General features: G+C 39.1%; 19 protein-coding genes and 1 other annotated feature. Of the genes, 4 read left to right on the top strand and 15 right to left on the bottom strand.

All coding sequences use genetic code 11. The features are described 5' to 3' along the window. Positions 1 to 90 precede the first annotated feature (90 nt). The 5 genes from IGI97_RS02055 to rpsO form a co-directional block, all read right to left on the bottom strand. Entirely contained in the window at positions 91 to 1,509 is a 1,419-nt protein-coding gene (locus IGI97_RS02055) for a CHAP domain-containing protein (RefSeq protein WP_002390314.1), read from the bottom strand. 331 nt (positions 1,510 to 1,840) lie between these two features. Beyond that, entirely contained in the window at positions 1,841 to 2,350 is a 510-nt protein-coding gene (gene mreD, locus IGI97_RS02050; protein ID WP_002354987.1) for a rod shape-determining protein MreD, read from the bottom strand. Next, positions 2,347 to 3,207, bottom strand: coding sequence for a rod shape-determining protein MreC (gene mreC / locus IGI97_RS02045; RefSeq protein ID WP_002383273.1), 861 nt, complete (start codon positions 3,205 to 3,207; stop codon positions 2,347 to 2,349). The genes mreD and mreC overlap by 4 nt, the downstream gene beginning before the upstream one ends. Positions 3,208 to 3,388: 181 nt before the next feature. Next, entirely contained in the window at positions 3,389 to 5,503 is a 2,115-nt protein-coding gene (gene pnp / locus IGI97_RS02040; protein WP_002367402.1) for a polyribonucleotide nucleotidyltransferase, read from the bottom strand. Between the two features lie 186 nt (positions 5,504 to 5,689). After that, positions 5,690 to 5,959, bottom strand: coding sequence for a 30S ribosomal protein S15 (gene rpsO / locus IGI97_RS02035; RefSeq protein ID WP_002354983.1), 270 nt, complete (start codon positions 5,957 to 5,959; stop codon positions 5,690 to 5,692). Positions 5,960 to 6,245: 286 nt separating this feature from the next. On the opposite strand from rpsO, the gene def reads away from it, so the two are divergent. Then, positions 6,246 to 6,809 (top strand): peptide deformylase, encoded by a 564-nt coding sequence (def, locus tag IGI97_RS02030; protein ID WP_002354981.1) that lies wholly within the window; start codon positions 6,246 to 6,248, stop codon positions 6,807 to 6,809. Positions 6,810 to 6,855: 46 nt separating this feature from the next. Here def and IGI97_RS02025 read toward each other — a convergent pair whose 3' ends face one another. From IGI97_RS02025 to IGI97_RS02015, 3 genes are all read right to left on the bottom strand, one after another. Next, a complete protein-coding gene (locus IGI97_RS02025; RefSeq protein ID WP_002361040.1) occupies positions 6,856 to 7,632 on the bottom strand; it encodes an HAD family hydrolase in 777 nt (258 codons plus the stop codon). A gap of 9 nt (positions 7,633 to 7,641) precedes the next feature. After that, a complete protein-coding gene (locus IGI97_RS02020) occupies positions 7,642 to 8,295 on the bottom strand; it encodes a DNA alkylation repair protein (RefSeq protein ID WP_002354978.1) in 654 nt (217 codons plus the stop codon). 71 nt (positions 8,296 to 8,366) lie between these two features. Then, positions 8,367 to 9,170 (bottom strand): formate/nitrite transporter family protein, encoded by an 804-nt coding sequence (locus IGI97_RS02015; protein ID WP_002365340.1) that lies wholly within the window; start codon positions 9,168 to 9,170, stop codon positions 8,367 to 8,369. 323 nt (positions 9,171 to 9,493) lie between these two features. Here IGI97_RS02015 and rpsD point away from each other — a divergent pair, with 323 nt between their 5' ends. The 3 genes from rpsD to lepB all read left to right on the top strand — a co-directional run bounded on the left by rpsD (position 9,494) and on the right by lepB (position 11,411). Then, on the top strand, positions 9,494 to 10,105 hold the full coding sequence (gene rpsD / locus IGI97_RS02010; protein ID WP_002365342.1) for a 30S ribosomal protein S4: 612 nt from the start codon (positions 9,494 to 9,496) through the stop codon (positions 10,103 to 10,105). A gap of 159 nt (positions 10,106 to 10,264) precedes the next feature. Continuing rightward, positions 10,265 to 10,813 (top strand): biotin transporter BioY, encoded by a 549-nt coding sequence (locus IGI97_RS02005; protein WP_002354975.1) that lies wholly within the window; start codon positions 10,265 to 10,267, stop codon positions 10,811 to 10,813. A gap of 61 nt (positions 10,814 to 10,874) precedes the next feature. Further along, a complete protein-coding gene (gene lepB, locus IGI97_RS02000; RefSeq protein WP_002385230.1) occupies positions 10,875 to 11,411 on the top strand; it encodes a signal peptidase I in 537 nt (178 codons plus the stop codon). Between the two features lie 68 nt (positions 11,412 to 11,479). Here lepB and IGI97_RS01995 read toward each other — a convergent pair whose 3' ends face one another. From IGI97_RS01995 to IGI97_RS01965, 7 genes are all read right to left on the bottom strand, one after another. After that, entirely contained in the window at positions 11,480 to 15,781 is a 4,302-nt protein-coding gene (locus IGI97_RS01995; RefSeq protein WP_438737876.1) for a WxL domain-containing protein, read from the bottom strand. Next, the gene (locus IGI97_RS01990) at positions 15,768 to 16,130 is read right to left on the bottom strand and encodes an LPXTG cell wall anchor domain-containing protein (protein ID WP_085443609.1); all 363 of its coding nucleotides are present in this window, start codon (positions 16,128 to 16,130) and stop codon (positions 15,768 to 15,770) included. The genes IGI97_RS01995 and IGI97_RS01990 overlap by 14 nt, the downstream gene beginning before the upstream one ends. Before the next feature lie 355 nt (positions 16,131 to 16,485). After that, complete coding sequence (locus tag IGI97_RS01985; protein WP_002375582.1) at positions 16,486 to 17,097, bottom strand: YktB family protein; 612 nt, start codon at positions 17,095 to 17,097, stop codon at positions 16,486 to 16,488. Between the two features lie 34 nt (positions 17,098 to 17,131). Beyond that, positions 17,132 to 17,689, bottom strand: coding sequence for a GNAT family N-acetyltransferase (locus IGI97_RS01980; protein WP_438737874.1), 558 nt, complete (start codon positions 17,687 to 17,689; stop codon positions 17,132 to 17,134). 85 nt (positions 17,690 to 17,774) lie between these two features. Then, complete coding sequence (gene pepT / locus IGI97_RS01975) at positions 17,775 to 18,995, bottom strand: peptidase T (protein ID WP_048737633.1); 1,221 nt, start codon at positions 18,993 to 18,995, stop codon at positions 17,775 to 17,777. Between the two features lie 21 nt (positions 18,996 to 19,016). Continuing rightward, complete coding sequence (locus tag IGI97_RS01970) at positions 19,017 to 20,660, bottom strand: peptide ABC transporter substrate-binding protein (RefSeq protein WP_438737872.1); 1,644 nt, start codon at positions 20,658 to 20,660, stop codon at positions 19,017 to 19,019. Between the two features lie 49 nt (positions 20,661 to 20,709). Next, positions 20,710 to 20,955, bottom strand: a binding site (T-box leader). A 281-nt stretch (positions 20,956 to 21,236) separates the two neighbouring features. Next, positions 21,237 to 22,190, bottom strand: a complete 954-nt coding sequence (locus tag IGI97_RS01965) for a siderophore ABC transporter substrate-binding protein (RefSeq protein ID WP_438737870.1) — start codon at positions 22,188 to 22,190, stop codon at positions 21,237 to 21,239. Positions 22,191 to 22,219: the final 29 nt, after the last annotated feature.

Raw genomic sequence — 22,219 nt, 5'->3', positions numbered from 1 at the left:
TATATTTAAAATTAAATGAATAAAAAAAGCGGCAACTAACGATTTTTGTTAGTTACCACTCCTTGTTATCAATTATTAATAGATGACTATTTAGCCTGGAAAACGCCATACAACAGCGCGGAATCCTGCTGGTGGTGCTGGTGACCAGTTAGAGTTAGAAGAAACATAACCAGAACCTCCTGGGTTGTTCGCTTCAACGATTTGGACACTTCCACCACTTACACCTGTAACTAAGACAGTATGCACGCCACCAATCCAGCTATCTGGACTATAGGCACTTTCATATTGAACAACATCGCCTGGTTGCACGTTACTCCAGCTAACTTGTGTTGCGCCAGAAGCAACATAGCCACTGTTTGGACCACCATAACCGAAGTTAATACCGCCTGCCGCTAGCCAGCGACGAACAGATACTAAACATTCGCCTGGTTGATTCCAACCTGTTGCATAAGAATTACCAACATCTGCTAAAGCTGCATTAATTGCGGCTTGTTTTCCTGAAGTCACGCCACCATTCCCTGGTTTTGCTTCATTGCCTTTTTCAGGAGTCGTTGGGTTAGTTACAGGAACTTCTTTTTCTTTTTCAGGTGCTGCTGCAGGTGTTGTTACAACACTTTCTGTTTCAGTACTTGAAGTTGTTGTTTCTTGCGTTGTGGTACTTTCAGTAGTTGTTGATGATTCTACTGCTGGTGTTGCGGCTTTTTCTTCAGCGGCTGATGCTGCTGCCTCATTGGCTGCTTTTGTTGCTTTCGCTTGCTCTGCTGCCGCTTTTTGTGCTGCGGCTTGTGCTTGCGCTGCCGCTTGTTCTTCTGCTTTTTTAGCAGCTGCACGTTGGCGTGCTTGTTCTTCTGCTAAACGTTTTTCCGCTTCTTTTTTCTGTTTAATGAAGCCGTCTTTTTTCCCTTGTTCTTCAGAACGTTGTGCTTCTAAATCATTTTTAGCCACTTCTTGTTGAATCTTCAATGTTTTTAATGATTCTGTTTTGTCATTTAATTCTTTTGTTGCGGCTTCTAATTCAGCAATTTGTTTTTCAACATTCTTTGTTTTCTTTTCAACAGTCGCTTTGTCTTCTTTTTGTTGTTCTAGTAATTCATTATTGGCGCTCATCATTGTTGAGACCGCTTGAACGCGACCAATTGCATCTGCTACTGAATCTGCATCTAAGACAGCATCAATAATTGAATCACTTTGACCATTCACTTGGACATCGCGTGCTTGTTTTGTCATTTGTACTTCACGTTTTTGAATACGGACATTCAAATCAGAAATTTCACTATATAATTTAGATACTTCTGATGATAGCTTGTTCTTTTTAGCTGTTAATGTATCGATTTGTTTGGCCGTTTCAACCATATCATTTTCAATCGCGGCAACTTTTGCTTCTGCATCTGACATTTGGCTAGTTAACGCATTAATTTTTTGATCTTGTTGTTGAATCTTTGTATCGTATTCATCTGCAAATGCTGCGGATGGCAACGCTACGCTTGTTAATGTAATGGAACATACCATTAGAGCCGATAATACACTTTTCTTCAATCTGTTGTCCTCCGAAAATCCTTTTTTGTTAAGCTTTTTTATTATTTATTAAAATTTGAATAAATTTCTCTTTTTCAACGATAGAGCAATTGTAGCATAGCTGTATGTCACTGAGATAATATGGATGTTACAGTAATATTTCAATTTTCTTCTTGTAAATGACAAAAAAAAGCTTCACTTTTTTCACAACTTTCTTCAAGTCTCCAGGATAAGCTTCTCATCGTTTTGTTATTTAAAGAAAATAAAAAAAGCGAAAAATGCTAACAAATGAGCATTTTTCGCAAACGAACAAAATTTTCAATTTTTATTTTACGGAAAACAGTTTTTTCAGTGGATAAGATAAAATAACATACCACACCATGTTCAATAGCAATGTAGGGCCCAACACACGCGTAATAAATAAAATCGGGCTGACATCTGCTAAATGAAAGGCCACTTGAATCAGTACCGCAATCAGTTCATACAACGTGGTAAAAATAACGATCCCAAAAAAACCAGTTAGTAAATTTGTTTGAATTACTTCTTTAAATGTATACATCAACATAACCGAAAGCGTCAGTGCGACTGTATAAATCCCGATAATGCCAATGTAGTAGCTATCGCAAATGAAGCCTAAAATTAACGAAGTAATTAATAAATAACGTTTAGAAAAATTAGGAACGGCAAACATAAACGCAAGTAATAACAGATGAGAACTGGCAAAGTAAACATTACTTGTCCACGTTTCAAAAGACTTTGTTAAATGAGCATCAATTAACATTAAGAAAAACAAGAGAATAGGTGTGACGTATTTTAAATACTCTTTCCGAATCATTCGCTTTCCCCTGCCGATCTTTTCACGACCGTCACAACAGAGATACCATAGACATCCGCATAAGGTTTCACATACACTTCACGATCTAAACCAAAACTATCTGGTTTCACTTTAATAACTGTTCCTACCGCTAAATCGGCTGGGGAATTACCACCTAAGCCAGAAGTCTGAACGACATCGCCTTCTTTCAGAGTGGCATCGCCAGTTAATTGTGACACAATTAATGCATTTGTCTTATTGTCGTAATTTTTAAGTAAACCAAACGATTCGCCATTTGCGGAAGTTACTCGCACAGGGAAATGGTTCGAGTTGACATTTTTAGACGTTAGTAGTTCCACTTTTGCAGTCGTTGCATTGACTTCAATGACACGCCCCACTAACCCTTTTTGCGCCATGACCGCCATGCCCGCTTCAATGCCGTCATTGGTTCCTTTATCGATAATTAATAAGTCTTGCCAAGTATCCGGCGAACGCGTAATGACATTCGCAGTTACTTTTTCATAGTTGGCCAACGTTTCGTTCAGATTCAATTCTTGTTTTAAACTATCAATTTCACGTTTATAGTTATTGTTTTGGACAGCTAATTCATTATAGCTATCAATTTTTTCTTTTAGACGTTCGTTTTCTTTAAACGTGTTAATTAAATTGCCCATTGAAGACAAGCCATTTTCCACCACACGAGCTGGAAAAGAAATCACACGGTCCACCATACTAACGCTATTATTGACGCCACCTTGAACGACATTGGTTTTGCCTTTTTCAGAACGTTGCGCAGCAGTTAAACTAATAATGGTTACTAAAATAATGACTAAAATTAAGGTAATGATTATATTTTTATTTGGATTAAATTTTTTCACAAAGACACCCCAGATATTCTTCAGACTGATAGTATTAATTTTACCACTAATTGACTATAAACAAAAGAGTTGGCGATCGTCTTTAGCTTTTTTTATCATTTCTTTTTTAGGGCTTGTTTTCAACGAAAAAACCAACGAAAAGAAAGGAAGCTTCCTTGGTTTTCGTTGGTTTAAAAAGAAATTATTTTTCTTTGTTTTCTTCGTTTAATAATGCTTTTCTTGACACGTTGACACGGCCTTGTTTGTCAATTTCAGTTACTTTGACAAGGACTTCGTCGCCTAATTTCACGACATCTTCAACGTTGTTCACACGTTCGTTTGCTAATTGAGAAATATGGATCAAGCCATCTTTGCCTTTAATTAGGTTAACAAACGCACCAAATTTTTCAATGCGGACAACTTTTGCTAAGTAAACTTGACCGACTTCGACTTCTTTGGTTAATTCTTCAATAATCTTGATGGCTTTTTTAATCATTTCAGCATCTGATGAAGCAATACTTACGTTACCGTCTTGATCGATATCAATCTTAACGCCAGTTTCATCAATGATGCTGTTGATTGTTTCGCCACCTTTACCAATGACATCTTTAATTTTCGCTGGTTTAATTTGAATCATTTCAATTTTCGGTGCATATTGACTTAATTCTTCACGAGGAGCAGCAATCGTTGTTGTTAATTCTTCTAGAATTTCCATCCGTGCTTTCTTCGCTTGGTCTAATGCTTCCGTTAAAATTTGTTCTGTAATTCCTTGGATTTTGATGTCCATTTGTAAAGCAGTGATTCCGTCTTTCGTTCCCGCTACTTTAAAGTCCATATCGCCAAGGTGATCTTCTAAACCTTGAATATCTGTTAAGATTGTATAGTTTTCGCCATCACTAACAAGACCCATTGCAATACCTGCAACTGGCGCTTTAATTGGCACACCCGCATCCATTAATGCTAATGTTCCCGCGCAAATACTTGCTTGTGAAGAAGAACCATTTGATTCTAACACTTCTGCCACTAAGCGGATTGTGTAAGGGAAGTCTTCTTCTGATGGAATAATTTGTGCTAAGGCACGTTCACCTAACGCACCGTGACCGATTTCACGACGACCTGGTGAGCCCGCGCGTCCTGTTGAACCAACAGAGAATTGTGGGAAGTTATAATGATGGATGAAACGTTTGCTATCTTGGACACCCAACCCATCGATAATTTGATGTTCCCCTAAAGGCGCTAATGTACAAACGGATAAAGCTTGTGTTTGACCCCGAGTAAATAAGCCAGAACCATGCACACGTGGTAAAATACTTACTTCTGATGATAAATGACGAATTTCGTCTAATTTACGGCCATCCGGGCGAATCTTATCGATCGTGATTAACTCACGTACGACATCTTTTTCAAGATCTTCCGCAATTTGTTTCACTTCTTTTAGTAATTGCGCTTCTTCTTCGTGTTCCGCAAATTTTTCAGCGTAAACTTCTTTGACTGTATCTTTTACTTTGTCAATTTCAACTTCACGTGCTAATTTTTCTTCCGTCATTACGGCTGTTTTCATTGTATTGTAGTACGCATCAAAAATTTCTTTTTTAAGATCAGCGTCCACTTGTAATAAGTCCACGTCCATTTTTGGTTTACCTACAGCGGCAACGATTTCTTCTTGGAACGCCACTAGTTCTTTAATGGCATCAAAACCGAAAAGTAAGGCACCTAACATATCTTCTTCTGATACTTCTTTGGCACCACTTTCAACCATATTGATGGCTTCTTTTGTTCCAGCAACAGTTAATTCAATATCTGTTTGTTCTGCTTGTTCTACCGTTGGGTTTAAGACATATTCGCCATTAATACGGCCAACGTCAACACCAGCAATTGGTCCATCAAACGGAATATCTGAAATTGCTAACGCTAAGGAAGACCCAAACATTGCAGCCATTTCTGGTGTACAATCTTGATCAACACTCATAACGATGTTCGTAATTTGGACTTCGTTACGGAAGCCTTCTGAGAACATTGGACGAATAGGACGGTCGATTAAACGAGCGGTTAATGTCGCACGTTCACTTGGACGACCTTCACGTTTAATGAAGCCGCCAGGAATTTTTCCTACCGCATACATTTTTTCTTCATAGTTTACAGTTAATGGGAAAAAGTCTACATCTTTTGCTTCTTTAGAGGCAACAGCAGCACTTAAAACGACCGTATCGCCGTAACGTACTAAGACAGCTCCATTGGCTTGTTTGGCTAATTGGCCGATTTCTACTTCTAGTGGGCGGCCGCCCCAAGTTGTTTTAAAGACTTGTTTTTCTGTCATAATTCTTCTCCTTTACTCTTGCTCTTTGGAAAAGTCAGACGGCTACTAAACAAATGAAAAAGTAACAAGTCGTTGCTGCTCTTTCATTTGGTTAGTAGTTCCTAAAAACTTTCCAAAGAGGACCTTCAATAGTGACAATAAGATAAAAAGCGAGATTCTGATTGAACCTCGCTTTATACGTAATGATTAACGACGTAATCCTAAACGTTGGATCAATTCGCGGTAACGTTGGATGTCAGTTTTACGTAAGTAAGCTAACAAGTTACGACGGTGACCGATTTTTTTCATTAAACCACGGTAAGAATGGTGATCTTTTTTGTGTGTACGCGCATGTTCGTTCAATTGGTTAATGTCTTCAGTTAAGACAGCAATTTGTACTTCTGGAGAACCAGTATCTCCTTCATGACGTGCGTATTCTTTAATGATTTCGTTTTTTCTTTCTTGTGAAATTGCCATTTGTTCCACCTCTTTCTCTATTATTCGTCATTCGTCTGATCACTGAGTGAAGCGTTGGTGACTCGCTAAACCAAGTGATAGATGGTGTGTTTCCACACAAGCTTACTTTACAGGAAACACCGCTAAAATGCAAGCTTAATCTCTATTATTCGATAGTTTTTTTAAACAATCTAGCCCCTTTTTTAGTGATTTTGTGATACACTAAATGGTGGTAAACAACTGATTATTTCAGCGCATGAATAAATAAAAGAAGAATTTTTTTATGTTTCAAAGGAGGAACCATTGAATGATTACAATGAAAGATATTATTCGTGAAGGGAATCCCACACTTCGTGCTGTGGCAGAAGAAGTGCCTGTCCCTATCACTGAGGAAGACCGACAATTAGGCGAAGACATGTTGACTTTCTTAAAAAATAGTCAAGATCCAGTCAAAGCCGAAGAATTACAATTACGTGGTGGCGTTGGTTTAGCTGCACCACAATTAGATATTTCTAAACGAATTATTGCTGTCCATGTTCCTAGTAACGACCCAGAAAACGAAACGCCTTCATTAAGTACGGTAATGTACAACCCTAAAATTTTGAGCCATTCTGTGCAAGATGTATGTTTAGGTGAAGGGGAAGGCTGTTTATCTGTCGATCGAGATGTACCTGGGTATGTCGTTCGCCATAACAAAATTACCGTCAGTTATTTTGACATGGCTGGCGAAAAACACAAAGTTCGTTTAAAAAACTACGAAGCGATTGTGGTTCAACATGAAATTGATCATATTAATGGCATCATGTTCTACGATCATATTAACAAAGAAAATCCATTTGCTTTAAAAGAGGGCGTTTTAGTCATCGAATAAAGAAAAAAACTGCGCCGTTTGTTTTCAGACAAACGGCGCAGTTTTTTTAAATGGCCTTCATTTCTTTTAAGGCTTTCCAAATCCCATCATTATCATTTGTATCTGTGACCATCGTAGCCACTTTTTGAATGGAAGGACTCGCATTGCCCATTGCAACGCCAATTCCTGCATGACTTAACATTTCTCGGTCATTTTCGCCATCCCCAAAGGCAATGATATTTTTTGCATCAATGCCCACACGTTTAGCTAAATACGTTAACGTAGCTGATTTTGAGCCATCTTTAGGCACAACATCTACGCTATGTTGATGCCAGCGAATAAAGCGAAATTCTGGGTATTCTTCTTCAAACGTACACTGATCTTCTGCGTCATAAAAAGCCAGCGCTTGGTAAATATCATTTTGACGATAAAAGTGTTCATCATAAGCAGGTGAATGAAAATGAAAAGAGTTCATCGCAATTTCCATTTTTTCAGCACGGTGCTGGTTGCTCTTCTTAATATCATCTAAGCCCACACAAGCAAATCCTAAGCCGCGTTGATCACTGTCTTGTGCCAAACGTTCCAACGCTTCAGCGTGCAATAAATTTTGATAATATTGCTCATGATCCACAAAAGCCGCGGCGCCATTACATAACACGTAATTGGTAAAATCTAAATCCCAAATCACCTCTTGCGCCATATAACGACTTCTGCCAGTTGCCAGCGTAACTAAGTGTCCTTGCTCCCGCAATTTTGCTAGCGCTTCTCTCGTGCTATCCAATGCTTTCTTCTCCGAATTTAACAACGTCCCATCAATATCAAATGCAAAAAGTTTTCTTTCCATCATTTCTCCTTATTCGCTCGCTTTCGCTAAATATTTACTGCCTTCTCGTTGTGCTAAAGGACTCAACACTAATTCTTTCATCAATTCCTCGACCCATTGCGGATTCGTTTTACTATATTGGCGTAATGACCAGCCAATCGCTTTTTGAATGAAGAACTCCTCTGTAGTTCTATCATAAATAATCGCCTTTTTCAACAGGTCCTGATTGGTCTTTTCTTTCAACATCAACTGTAAATTCAGCGCAACACGCCGATTCCAGAAATTTTCAGCGCCATAAAAAAGGGCAAAAATCGTTGGCAATTCAGTCAGATGCAACGCCACCCACGACCCAAAAAATTTTCGCCAAGCATCCACACTATCCCACCACGCTTTTTGTGGAACATAGGCTTTAAACGCTACGACCTCTTCTAATGAAAATCTCCGAACATTTTGAAGGGCTAAATCAATAGCGACATACTGATATTCTCGTTCTGTTTTTTGATAATAAGCCTCAATCTCTTGGCATAATTTTTCCTTTGGCCACGTATGACTTTCTTTTAAAAGTTGTTTACTTAACGCTTGACGTTCTGGGGCGGGGATGCCTGCAAAAACAAATTGATGTTTCATATAAGCAGACATTTTTGCTGCTGTTTCTGGGTTCTTCTGAAATTGAAGTGTGTCCATTCCTTCGCTCCTTATAATAAAAAAACTATACTAAAACAGTGTACCATGTTTTAGTATAGTTGGTTGGTCAATTAATCAAAATACGTTAAGTTTTTGTTGTCTTTATCTAACCAGGCATAGCCGAGACCCATAATTAAGCCACCACCGATAAAGTTACCGATAAAGGCCCAGAACAGATTATGAACAACATTACCAGCTGTGAAAGCTTCAATTGCGCCGTTCGAAGCAAAGTAAGCTAAACTGAAGGCTGGGAAGTTGGCAATCACGTGTTCAAAACCAAGGAACGCAAAGATAAAGATAATGAAAATAATGGCCGCGACTTTGCCGGCGTCATCTTTCATTCGCATACTCACTAATACGGCTGTATTAACTACAATATTGGCGAACATAGCTTCAACTAAAATCTGTAGGGTGGTTTTTTCTAATTTTCCAGCAATCGATGTAAAGAAGAAACTATCTTTTGGCAAATCTTGGAACGGCACCGTAAGTGATACCAAGAAACCAAACAAGACGCCACCAATTAAATTGAATAAGATACAGGTAAATAAAATTTTTGCAGCTAAGGAAAAGTTGACTTTTTTACGATAGACCCCAACAGTCATGTACAACATATTCGAGGTACCAAGTTCGGCATTCATATATAAAATCATTACAAGTGACCAACTGAACATGAAGGCGTAAAGCATTTTCCCTAAACCATGAGAAATTCCTTCTCCTTTAATTGCGATTGCAAAAGCAACGGCTGTTCCCAACGTTAAAAATAGACAAGCAAGCATTGCACGAACAGCGTAGCGGGAAAAGCTGTTTGAGAATAAATTCACTTTCTTGTCGATGGATTTATCAATTTGTTCAAACAATGGTGAACCAGACTTCATTGTAAACTCCCTTTCATTCCGTTTTCAACTTATATTTTCAAAACATCTCCCCTTATTCTAATGAGGAAAAGTGTTTTTGTCTACCTTTTTTTCATATTTCACTTTAAAACCTTGACGTTTCCTATCCTATTAAGTATACTAGATTTTGTGTAAAATAATTGCAGCAGAAGAATAATAACTCGTCAACAGTTCATTGCCAAACTTGGTTCAACTGCGTAACCGCGGCTGCAAAGGCGAAGGTTGAAGAATGAACTGAACGAATATGAATTTTTCATCTAATTATTTTACTCCAAAAAAACATTTATTTATTGGAGGAATTTTTAATGTCTCGTTATACTGGACCATCATGGAAAGTATCTCGTCGTCTAGGTATCTCTTTATCAGGTACTGGTAAAGAACTAGCTCGTCGCCCTTACAAACCAGGACAACACGGACCTAACAGCCGTGGTAAAGTTTCTGAATACGGAATGCAATTAACTGAAAAACAAAAATTACGTCATATGTATGGCATGAACGAACGTCAATTCCGTACGTTGTTCATTAAAGCAAGCAAAATCAAAGAAGGTAAACACGGTGTTAACTTCATGGTTTTACTAGAACAACGCTTAGATAACGTTGTTTACCGTTTAGGTCTTGCAACTACTCGTCGTCAAGCACGTCAATTAGTTAACCATGGCCACATCACTGTAGACGGCAAACGTGTTGATATTCCATCATACCACGTTGAAGTTGGTCAAGTGATTGGTGTTCGTGAAAAATCTCAAAACATCTCAACAATTAAAGAAGCGGTTGAAGCAACTGTTGGACGTCCAGCATTCGTAAGCTTTGACACTGAAAAATTAGAAGGTAGCTTCACTCGTTTACCAGAACGTGATGAACTTTACCCAGAAATCGACGAAGCACTTGTCGTTGAATACTACAACCAAAAACTTTAAGATTTCAAAAGGTCGAACTACGGTTCTTACCTTCTTTCAAAACCTTGCCTTTCTTGGCAAGGTTTTTTTCTTTGCCCTCTTTACAAAATTGTTTACTTCCGCTAAACTATTGTTAACCAAATAAAAATAATTGGTTAACAATAGAAAGTGAGGCTTCTTATGAATAAAGCATCGTTACGCTCTTTAATTTTAGCAGCAGAATTCGCTGTGATTATTGCTGTACTTTCACAATTTACAATTCCATTGGGGATTGTCCCATTAACCGGACAAACATTTGCCATCGGCTTAACCGCTACCGTTTTGGGCAAACGAACAGGGACCTACGCTATTTTAATTTACTTCTTATTAGGATTAATTGGTTTACCCGTTTACGCTGGGATGTCTAGCGGGTTCGGTGTACTCTTTGGACCAACTGGCGGCTATTTAATCGGCTTTATCTTCAACGGCTTATTAACTGGTTATATTTTAGAAAAAACAACCTTTAACTATACTTGGGCCATTATCGCAAATATTGCCGGCGCCTTAGTTACCTTAGTTTTCGGTATGATTTGGTTGAAATATTCCGCAAATCTGCCGTGGCCAAACGCTTTCGCTGGCGGGTTTGCTCCGTTTATTATTCCTGGTATCATCAAGGCTGTCGCAGCTGCTTATGTTGGTATTTTAATTCGCCAACGCTTTATGAAACGTTTTTTAGCACACCTTTCTTAAGGGGAAAACTTTTTTCTTTTCCTTGTCTGTAGTACACTAAAAGGACAAAGGAGTGAAGTCCATGTCCTCATTATTAAAACGATTGGTTCAGTTGGTTTTGTTAGTCGTCGCTGTCTTGCTAATTCGACACTATGTTTTCTCCCCTGCTGCGGTGAACGGCTCTTCAATGGAACCAACACTTCATAACAACGACCGTTTATGGGTGACCTCGATTAAAAAACCACAGCGCTTTGATATTATCGCTTTTCCCAGTCCTCGCAACGGCCAACGAGTAGCCAAACGTTTAATTGGTTTACCTGGCGAAACAGTCGAGTATCGCGATGATACCCTCTATATTAATGGTGTATCACTCAGTGAAGATTACTTAGCAAGTGCTAAACGAAATGTCTCTAAAAATGAAAATTATACCCAAGATTTTACGCTAGAGACCTTAGAAGCCACCCAATCCCTGACCGTTCCAGAAGGCATGTATTTTGTCTTGGGGGATAATCGCCCGCGCTCAGATGACAGTCGTTACTTTGGCTTTGTTAAACAAGCGAGTGTGGAAGGTGTTTTGACTTTTCGTTATTATCCGTTAGATAAAATTGGCTTTCCATAAAAATAATAAACCGCCCTCAAAAAGTCTAACTTTTTGGGGGCGGTTTAGCTTTTATTCACGTATTCTTGTTAAGGTCCAGTCACAAGATTCCACGTAACCGCGGCCTTGTATTGTTGCCCTTTAACACCTTGATTGGCTGGCACTTCAAGTTTGACATTATTGAAGGTGAAGTCCAACTGGTAAACATTACTACCTGTGAATTGCTTGTTGGCAATAATACTCGTCGCCGTGTTGTTGGCTGTCAAGCTAATGGCACTCGTAGTACCGACCGCATTTTTCAACTCGGTTGGTAAATTGTAATTGGCGAAGCTAGAGACAGGCGCCGCCCCGAGTAATAAGCGGGTCGCTGTAGGCAAGCTGTCGGTCGCTGATTTCGGTTGCGACAGTTGCGCTGTTAAGCTCCAATTTGGTTGAGTTTTCTTAATTCGGACATACGGATTCCGTGTGCCGTTACCGTAGTAATCCGCGGCTTGTTTCAAGTTGTGTTGTTGCTTACTTCCTGCAACGCCCACTTGGCCGAAGTCGAAGGTTGGCACACTGATGAAGCCTTCGGTCGTTGGTGTAACTACTTCTTGATCATTTGGACGAATTCTCACGAAGTTATCCACTGCACTATCTTTAATACCACCAAATACTACAACTTCTGCTTTCAAAACAGTGTTTGGTTTCCCTGTTGCGCGAGTTGTGAAAGCAACTGAAACTTTTTTGCCGATAGGAACGGCATTTGGTAAAGAAACCCCATCTGTCCAAAGTGTACTATTTACTGGGATTGATTTTGTCGTTTCTCCTTCTGGTGTCACTTCCATGAAGGTTGGGATCGTCAGACCAGCTGACCAATTGGGCCCTTTTTTCAAGGTGAGATTTTGCAAGGGTGCTTTGCTAGTATTCGTGATCGTTGTTGTCCAAATTACATTGGTATTTGTATCGATCACTTCTTTTGGTCGAGTTAATGTGACACTAGCCATCGGTATTTCTTCCTTATACATGGCGGTCATATCATCATTGCCATCAAAAGTCGCATTGAACGTTGGTGTTGTGGTTTTGTTCAACGTACTTGGCTTGGTTTTCCCTTTATACCACCCTTGGAACGTATAAGTCTTGCCACCTGCAGTATACGTCGCTGGTAAAGCTTGTGCCGCTGTGTACTTGAAGGTGTTACTGTTCATTGGTACTTGGTTACCTTGGGTGAAGCCTGTTGGTGCGGTAATTTTGGCACCGTTGACATCTACGAAGTTTTCGGTGACTTGTTTCCGTGTGACTTTGTAATTCATGGTTTGTTTGAAGTCTTGTGTCCCATCAAAACCAGCCAAAACGATCTTATTCTCTGGATTTCCTGTCGCACGAGCTATAAATAATAATCTTGGAATAGTGTTTATTGAGCTACCAACACCAAATGTTGATTTTATTGAAAATTTATTATCTACTCCTTTTTTAAAGGATTTATCTAACTCATTTAATTGACTAGGAGCACTATTGTTAAACACTGGGTCAGTCCCGACAAAGCCCACTGGATACACAGAAACAGGTAATGTGGTATTCATTGTTTCAATTTTGTCCACATATTTTAGTTCCGTTGTAATATTCCAGTCGTTGATTGCATAACTACGAATATCATAAATATCGCTAGGAACTTCATCAAAGTTTGCTGGAATATTAACTCTTGATTGGGTCGTAATAGTATAGACATTGGCTTCATTCGTATTTTTAATACTTACCAGTGGATTCATGGCGCCCGTTGTCACATATGTCTGGTCTACCGCTTTTCTTAGTGTCTGTGTGTAGTTTCCAGAAAACGTTAACGGTTCATTGAAAGCTTGTCCTTTTTCATCGACAAATTCTGCATGGAAACCTGGGTAAACCCACGTATCTTTGGGAATTAGTTCCTCATACACCACATTCAAGTCATCATTATCATCATACGTTACTGCATAGCTTGGCGCTTTCGTAGTTGTCAAGGCACTTGGTTTGGTTTTGCCTTTGTACCAGCCTTTGAACTTGTAAGTTTTTGTGCCGACTTTGTAGGTGTCAGGTAAGGTGCCAGCTTGTTTGAACGTATAATCATCACTTGTGATCACCGTTTGTTTTCCTTGGGTGAAACCTGTGGGCGGTGTGATTTTGGCACCGCTTGTGGCTACGAAGTTTTCGGTAACACGGCGGTTTTCTAAATAATAATAAACAGTTTTATCTGGGGTTGCTAAATTGTAAGTCGCTCCTACGTTACCAGAGTAAACACCCATTGCATAAAGTGTCTCAGTCGTATCCCAGTTCCAATAATATTGTTTGGTGTTATATGATGTATTACTGGTTTTACCTAATTCATATGCATTTGTACCAGGACTTGAACTAACAACCGTACTTGGATTTACAATATCTTTTCTGACCTCATTCGCAAGTGGATATTTCGTTTTATCCCCTGTATAAGTTGCCGTTGGTGAGATTGAAATGGTGCGATAGTATTTCGGAATTTCATGTGTAACACTTCGTGTACCATATGTGGTACCTTCCACAGACTCTGGTAAGGTATAGACTTTTTGTGGAATCGTTAATTTTTTAAGATTCGTTGTCGTTACATTGGTTCCTGTAATCGTTGAAAAAGGTGTTGTTGTACCACTTTTCGTTGTTTCAGACATCGTTGCTTTCAATGTGAAATTAGCAGGATTGATTAAATTACCTTTTTCGTCTACATAGCCAAAAGTAATTTCTTTGCTAGGTAATGTATAGGTTTTGGTGACTACTTCCTCATACACCACATTCAAGTCATCATTCCCATCATACGTCACCGCATAGCTTGGTGCTTTGGTAGTTGTCAAGGTACTTGGCTTTGTTTTACCTTTGTACCAACCTTTGAACTTGTAGGTTTTACCACCTGTTGTGTAGGTGTCTGGTAAGGTGCCTGCTTGTTTGAAAGTGTACGCTTCACTATTTATAACTGTTTTCTTACCCTGAGTGAATCCCGGGGGTGGTGCGATTTTTTGTCCACTACTATTAACAAAATTCTCATAAAGTTTTTTGTAATAAATATAGTAGGTAATCGTTGCACTATTATTTCCTGCATTAAATTGTCCTGTTGTTCCCACAAGATTGTCACTAAACATAATATTAGTACTTACTCCGCTATGAGGATTAAGATTAGTTATGCGCCACGTCTTACCAGTCGCTTTAGTAAAGTTATATGCTGAAATATCATAGTTGCTTCTCGTATAAGTTGTTGATGTATATGCTCTGGAAGTCATCACACCTGTTCGGCTATCTGGAAATGTTGTTTTAGGCGGCGTTAACACAATTTTATCAATTCTATTGGTGGTAGCTGTAGCAAAATTAATCGCAATGTCGTTACTAAAGAAAAGCCACGAACCCCCATTACTAGTGCCTACAGTTTTTAGTCCTGTATTAAAACTATAAAGTCCATTGCCAGCGTTTGTCATAGTTAAAGGATATCTTAACAGTGTTCCTTCAACTTTAGAGTTGGTTGATTTAAATAGTACTGGATTCATGGAAAGGCTCATTTGTTCCTTACTAGACTGTCCATCCTCATCGTAAAATTTTAAACTCCCTTTTAAACCTAAGTTACCAGCAAATTTATCCACATATGTCATTTCATTTCGTCTATTGACTGCACCAAAACCATTAAATCGAATCGTGGAATCGATATATTTTTTTTCATTGTGTATACCAGAAGTAATTCTTGTCTGAAAATACAACGTTTTGATATACCCAGTATTTCCAGAAGTTCTCCCGTGTAGACGATTAATAAATGCAGTGACCGTCCTAGTGGACTCTGTCCAAACAAAATATTCGCCACCACTATTGGCATTATGAGAGCCTTCCCCTAGAACTACATTTTGTTCCTCGGGGCCAACTTTAATAATAACTGAAGTGGGTCTAGTCATTCCTGCTGCCAATTTTGATTCAATTCGAATCGGACCAACAATATCTGAATTTGTGTCATCTGTTGTAATATTTTCAAATTTCAACCGATAATCAACTACATCATTGAGACGAACCGTAGTTTTATTCGTTGCCCCTGTAGCTGCCCAGACAAATGCCCTAGGCATAATTTTCGCTTGAACACTGGATGGTTCAAGTATATTTTCTTCTTGAACGATTTCCGTTTTTTCTTTTTGTTCCGCTTCTTTCGTTTCTTCTTCCTGACTCGTGTCAGTCGTTACTTGACTATTTTCCGTACTGGCTTTCGTTGTTTCTTCCTTCACGCTACTTGCTTGCGTCTCTTCCTTGGCACTACTTTCGGCGGTTGGACTACTTTCAATCGTCACGGTTTCCGCAACTGCCGTCACACCAGAAAAGGCGTTAATTACTAAAGAACTACACAAGCCAATGGTTGCTAATCGTTGCCACTTAGTTTGCTTCATGTCGTCCCTTCTTTCTATGTACGATTCCCGCCAAGCCAATTAAGACTAAGCCGAGAATGCTCAAATTTGCCTGACTCTTGCTCCCTGTACGAGGGAGCGTTGAGCCAGTTGTGGTGGTCTGTGTCGAACCACCACTTCGTTGATCTCCTTGCAGAGGACCAGCTGGTTCCTTGGGATCAGCAGCTGGCGCATCTGTTTTCGGTGGGGGATCTTTAGGAGCGGGTGTTCTCGGATTTTGGTAAAATTCAATCCCCACCGAACTAGAACCACCATCAGACGCTTCAACATTTATAAAAAAACTAGGAGAAGATAGTAGACACACAATCATTAAATAACGCTTTTTTTTCATTGAAAAACCTCCTTTTGAATTTAAGTATCTCTCACAACCTTTTATATACCACTATGATAGCAAAGAAAAGGCTCTTCAAAACAACAGTTTTTTCCAGTTGATACCCCTTATTTCAACAAGTTCCTTATATATCGTGTCTTTTAAGCTACGTTATTTAAAGGAAACAAGGGAAAACAGTAAAGACTATCCCCTTTTTCAAAAAAATCATCTTTAATTTCTTAAATTTCCATTACCTAAACTAAAGAAAAGCTCACAATGTTAGTAGTTAAAACTAACATTGTGAGCTTTTCTCATTTTTGACGATTGGATAATTCGATAAAATAACACTAAAACATAAAATAACTGTCTGTTTCTCTTATTGGGCAATAGCCAATTGGTACAATGGCAGGAGTTGTTGATAGGTTGCCAACATATAAGCTCGTGCTTTTTCAGGATTTTGCCACAAATCGCTATCTTTGGGAATGATGCGCCCAATTTCAAACTCACCTTTTTTTACATCTCTAAAACGAGTTAAGGCTTTTTCTAAATCCGTTTCTGGCAGTGGAGTAATTTGAGAAACCGTATGATCCAAGGAAACATACGTATCTTCTGGTAATGCTTGGAATAATTGCTGATTCTCTAAAAAGGCTTGCGCAATCTGCTTTTCATTTTTAGGATTATCAATGAATGACAACCACATAAACACATAGTCGCCCCAAATGCCTAATTGAAAATGCGGCTGCATTTTATACCCGCGCTTATTCGGACTAAGTGCTGACCAAGTATTTTCTGGTGGATACACGGTGCGACGGCGATGTTGCGCAATATGGACAAACAACTCCGTTCCTAGTTCAGGCGCTAGTTGTTCGGCAAAATACGTGTCTAATTCTTGAAAAATCGGTTGAATTTGCGCACGGATAACCGCCATTCGTTCATCTAATCCAGCAACTTCAAAGGCTGCGAATTCTTTTTCTGTAAACATCAACATTTCTCTAATTCCTCTCTCAACTTGTCTTCCGCTTCTATTTTTGTCGATTTTGCCATGTTTCCAGTGTCATCCCACGATAAACATCTGTGACAATTTTCCCTTTACTAATTCGGGCATTGGGCAGTGTTCCTTCGTAGGTAAAACCAATTTTCTCCATGACACGACCAGAAGCTGGATTGTCTTGATCATGTAAAGCAAAGATTCTCATGAGTTTCATTTTTGCAAAACCCAGTTCAACTAACTCCGTCGCGGCTTCAGGCATGTAGCCATTGCCCCAAAAGGCACGGTTCAAGACATAGCCTAATTCTCCAACATTATTGGTTTCATTGACCCGCAAATCAATCGTGCCAATCATTTTGCCCGTTTCTTTCACTTCAATCCCATATTTTCCTAAAGGTTCCCCCATAAAATATTTAGCAATGTTTTGTCGTGTTTCAGCGATTGTTTGGTTTTTCAAGAACACATAGCGGACCGTTTCCTCATCTGAAGCATATTCGTACATATCTTCTGCATCGGCTAATGTGACAGGTCTTAAAATCAAGCGTTCGGTTTCAATTCGTTGGTTTTCTGCAAAAATCAATGGATAATTCATGAGCAAAACTCCCTACTTTTCTACATACTTTACCGAAAAATAGCGAAACACGCAAGGAAAATCGGCATTTTCCTCGCGTGTTTCTTTAATTAGCGTTTAAGCGAATGATGGCAATGATCGTTTGAACAGCTTTGGCCATTGATTCAACGGTAATGAATTCATATTGCCCGTGAAAATTTTCGCCTCCTGTAAATAGATTAGGCGTGGGAATGCCCATGAAAGAAATCTTAGAACCATCTGTCCCGCCACGAAAAGGTGTGATAATTGGTTCAATGTCACAACTTTCCATTGCTTGGACGGCTAATTCCACAGGGGTCCAATCTTTTTCGATGATTTCCTTCATATTATAGTATTGGTCTTGGAAAGTAATTGTTAGTCTGGGTTTATCCGCCAGCGCATTTAAACGTTGGATTTGTTTTTCCAAAAATTGCTTTCTCGCTTGAAAGTTTTCTCGATCATGATCCCGAATGATATAGACAAGTTCTGCTTTTTCAATACTTCCTGTAAATTTATTGAGTAAATAAAATCCTTCATTTCCACGTGTTTGTTCTGGTACTTCCTTTTGCGGTAGTGATTGATCAAGTTGTTCGCCTAATTTAATGGCATTTACTAACGAACCATAGGCCGTTCCCGGATGGACACTGGTTCCCTCAATTGTTATCACAGCTTGAGCAGCGTTAAACGTTTCATACTCAAAATGCCCCACACGGCCACTGTCGATCGTATACGCAAAAGCGACTGGGAAGTTCGGTGCATCAAATTGATCGGCCCCGCGTCCAATTTCTTCATCTGGACCGAAGGCGAGCCAAACATCGCCCCGCGCTACTTCTGGATGTGCCAAAAAATACTCAACAGCAGCTAAAATCTCGACAATTCCCGCTTTGTCATCTGCTCCTAAAAGTGTGGTTCCGTCTGTAGTAATCAACGTTTCCCCTTGATATTCTTTTAAATTGGGAAATTCAGCAACTGATAAAACGATGCCTTGTTCTTGATTCAAGAGGACATCTTGACCATCATAATTAGTGATGACTTGGGGACGGATGTTTTCTGCTGAAAAATCCGCCGTATCCAGATGTGCAATCAAGCCGATACTCTTCGCTGCAGGTTGGTTACCCGGCAACCGTGCCGTTAAAAAGCCGTTTTGTTCGTTATAATGCACATCGGCCAAGCCTAATTCATGAAGTTCTGTTTCAATCATTTTGGCTAAAACCACTTGACCGACCGTCGTCGGTGTGGTTTGACTGTTGGCATCTGAACGGGTGTTAACTTTCACGTAAGTTAAAAATCGTTCGACTAATTTTTCCATTTTTTACTCCTTCTTCCTGAATCATTCTGTTAAATAAGCATTGCGCAAGTGGAAATAATCCCCATACAAGTGATAACTAATGCCTTTCAATTTAGGATTGATTAGATAATTTGAGGCACTTTGATACAGCGGTACTTGGGCAGCATCTTGGTTCAACAAGATGTCTTCCGCTTCTTTGTATTCTGCAAACTGTTTCTCTGGATTATTGGCATTAATCGTTCGTGCATCTTCTACCAGTTGATCGTATTTGGCATTATGATAATTGCCATAATTGTAACTTGATTCTCCTGAATATAAGTTAAAGTAAGAGTCTAATTCACTACTGCCGGCAATCCATCCTGAAAGAGACAACTCATAATTTTTTTCACGTCGCGATTGGTTCACATTATTACTTGGTTGCGATGAAATGGTAATTTCTAAACCTGGCAGATTTTCTTGCAACTGACTTTGAACATATTCAGCAATTCGTTTTCCTTGATCTGTATCTGCCGCCAGCAAGGAAAGTTTCACTTTTTTACCGACATCTGCTTGGGCTTTCGTCCATTCAGCTTGGGCTTTTTTGACGTCATTTTTCAAATATTCGCCACTGTAAGCTCGGAAATCTTCATCTGTTTCTGGATTCGCATAAAGTTTACTTGGAATCAATCCGTTGAGGGGTTTTGACCCATCGTTTAAGACACTTTGTGTTAAGGCTTCTTTATCAATTGCTTGGCCAATCGCTTTTCGTAAATGAACATTCGCTAATGGCGTTCCTTCTTTTTTGTTGAAATCTAAGAAGTAGTTGGCCACATCTGGATGACTGACATAGCCTGGATCATCTTGATATTGTTGAACATATTGTCCGTTAATGCGAACTAAGTCTAGTTCATTCGCTTGATATAAGTTAATCCCAGTATTATCTTCTTTGATTGTACTAACCGCAACTTCTTCCAGTTTCACTTGATCCGCATCATAGTATTCTGGATTTTTTTTCAATGTCCAAGTATCTGAAGTCGCATCCCAATTGGCTAGCGTAAATGGCCCACTATAAAGTAAATGTTCACTATCCAAGGCGTAATCTTTGCCTTGCGCTTCGACAAATTTTTGATTTTGTGGCGCTAACCAAGCAATCGAAACGACTGCTAAGAAGGAAGGTTGGGCCTGTTTTAATTCAACAATGAATTCTTTGTCATTAGGGGCTGAAATCCCTAATTCATCGACTGACTTTTCACCGTTGCGTATTTCAAAACTATTTTTAACACTGTCTAGTAAATAGGCATTCGGTCCAATCGTCGCTGGTGTCACCAGTTTTTTCCAAGAATAAACAAAATCTTGGGCCGTAATTGGCTCGCCGTTGCTCCACTTAATCCCCTCCCGCAAGGTAAAGTGGTACTTGCGCCCATCGTCACTAATCTTGACATCTTTAGCTAGAGCTGGCACCGTGGCACTATCATCATCAAACCGATAAAGGCCTTCAAATAAATGTTGTGCCATTGTAAAGGTATTTTTATCTGTTGTTTGTGTTGTATCCAATGTTGAGATTGGTGCAGGTGAACTAATACTGATTTTTTGTTCAGCTGCTAAATTTCCCGAATCTACTTTCTCTGCCGCTTCTTTGGTTCCGCCACATGCGGCTAAAAGAAACCCTGTTGCAATCAAACCTACTACTTTTTTCCCCAATTTCATGTTGTTGCCCCCTCATATTTTTTAAACAAATAAAAAAAGCATTCGTCCTAAAAAGGACGAATGCTTATGCAATCGCGGTACCACCTTTGTTGATCTCTTCGCTAAAAAAGATCCGCTCGTTTCCAGTACAATCATACTGTAGCGCTATAACAGGCGCACCTGAATTGGTTTAAGCAAACGGCTTCAACCAACCTGTTCAAAGGCCATTTTCCCCTTTAACGTCACTACCTCTTCTCACCAAACGAGGCTCTCTGCAAGCTATTTTAAAAAGTACTTTCCTTCTCATCACATTTTGTTCTTTTATTTGTTTCATCAATCATACTGATTTACGGATAGTTTAGCAAACATTTTCGAGGCCGTCAACCACATTTTTAATTTAAAACTTTTTTGTTTTTCATCAAGAAGGTCGGGACAGAAGTGTTTAGCTCCGAGAAATAAGAAGAAATTTCCGAAAATTGTTCTTTAATTTTTGGAGAATTTCAGCTTATTTCCGAAGGAGTTGCTTTTGTTCCCGCCGTTTATCAGCTTTTAAGCCTAGGACAAAAATCCAAAGTGATTTTTGTCCTAGGCTTTTTTTTACTCTAATCCTTTTTTAACATCTTCTATCATCAAATGCATTGATTCTAATCCACCACCGCTTAGATACCAAACATCTGGTTGAAGCATAATGACTTTATCATTTTTACCAGCATCGGTTTTTTGAATCAATTCGTTTGCAGCGACGTTATCTTTTGAATCGTCGCCACCAATTGCTTTGGTGCGATCTACCACAAAGAGAATCCCAGGATTTTTTTCTAAAACATATTCGTAAGAAACACTTTGCCCATGAGTGGAAGCTTCAATCTTATCGTCTGCTGCTTTGAAGCCAAATGTATCATGAATTAAACCGAAACGAGAGCCTTTTCCATAAGCGGAAAGTTGTCCTTCGTTAACTAACACAACAAGCGCATCATTCGCGCTAGCTTCTGCTTGTTTTTTCACGTCAGCGATTTCTTTTTCTAAGCCAGTTATTTTTTCTTTAGCTACCTCTTCTTTATCAAAAATAGTGCCTAACGTTTCGATATTTTGTTTCGTTGATGCCCAAGGATTTTTGGCATCTACAGCTAAGTAAATGGTTGGTGCAATGGCTTTTAATTGTTCTTGATAATCTTGTTGACGACCAGAAATAATAATTAAGTCTGGTTTTAGTTGATTGATTTTTTCTAAATCTGGTTCTTTAATGCCGCCTGCTGATTCAACTTTTTGGTATTTTTCTAAATACGCAGGGATATTTTTGGTTGGCGCACCTACCACGCGGTCACCGACACCTAGTGCGTCCATTGTATCCAAGGAACCATTATCAAAAACAACGACTTTCTGAGGATTTTTGGGAACGGTTAATTGACCATTGGTGTCTTTGACTGTGACTTCCGTTTTAGCTGTTGTTTCTTTTGTTGCAGAATCTGCTGTTTTTTTATTTGTTTGACAAGCACTTAACATTAACAGTCCCATCATTGAAACTGCCATCATTGCTAAAAATTTCTTTTTCATTCTTTTCCTCCAAAAACGTTATTTTTAAA

Origin of the sequence: Enterococcus sp. DIV2419, assembly GCF_051711865.1 — a bacterium.
In the GTDB taxonomy this organism is placed as follows: domain Bacteria; phylum Bacillota; class Bacilli; order Lactobacillales; family Enterococcaceae; genus Enterococcus; species Enterococcus faecalis.
Note: the sequence above shows the minus strand (reverse complement) of the source record. Positions and strands in the feature narration are given on the sequence as shown.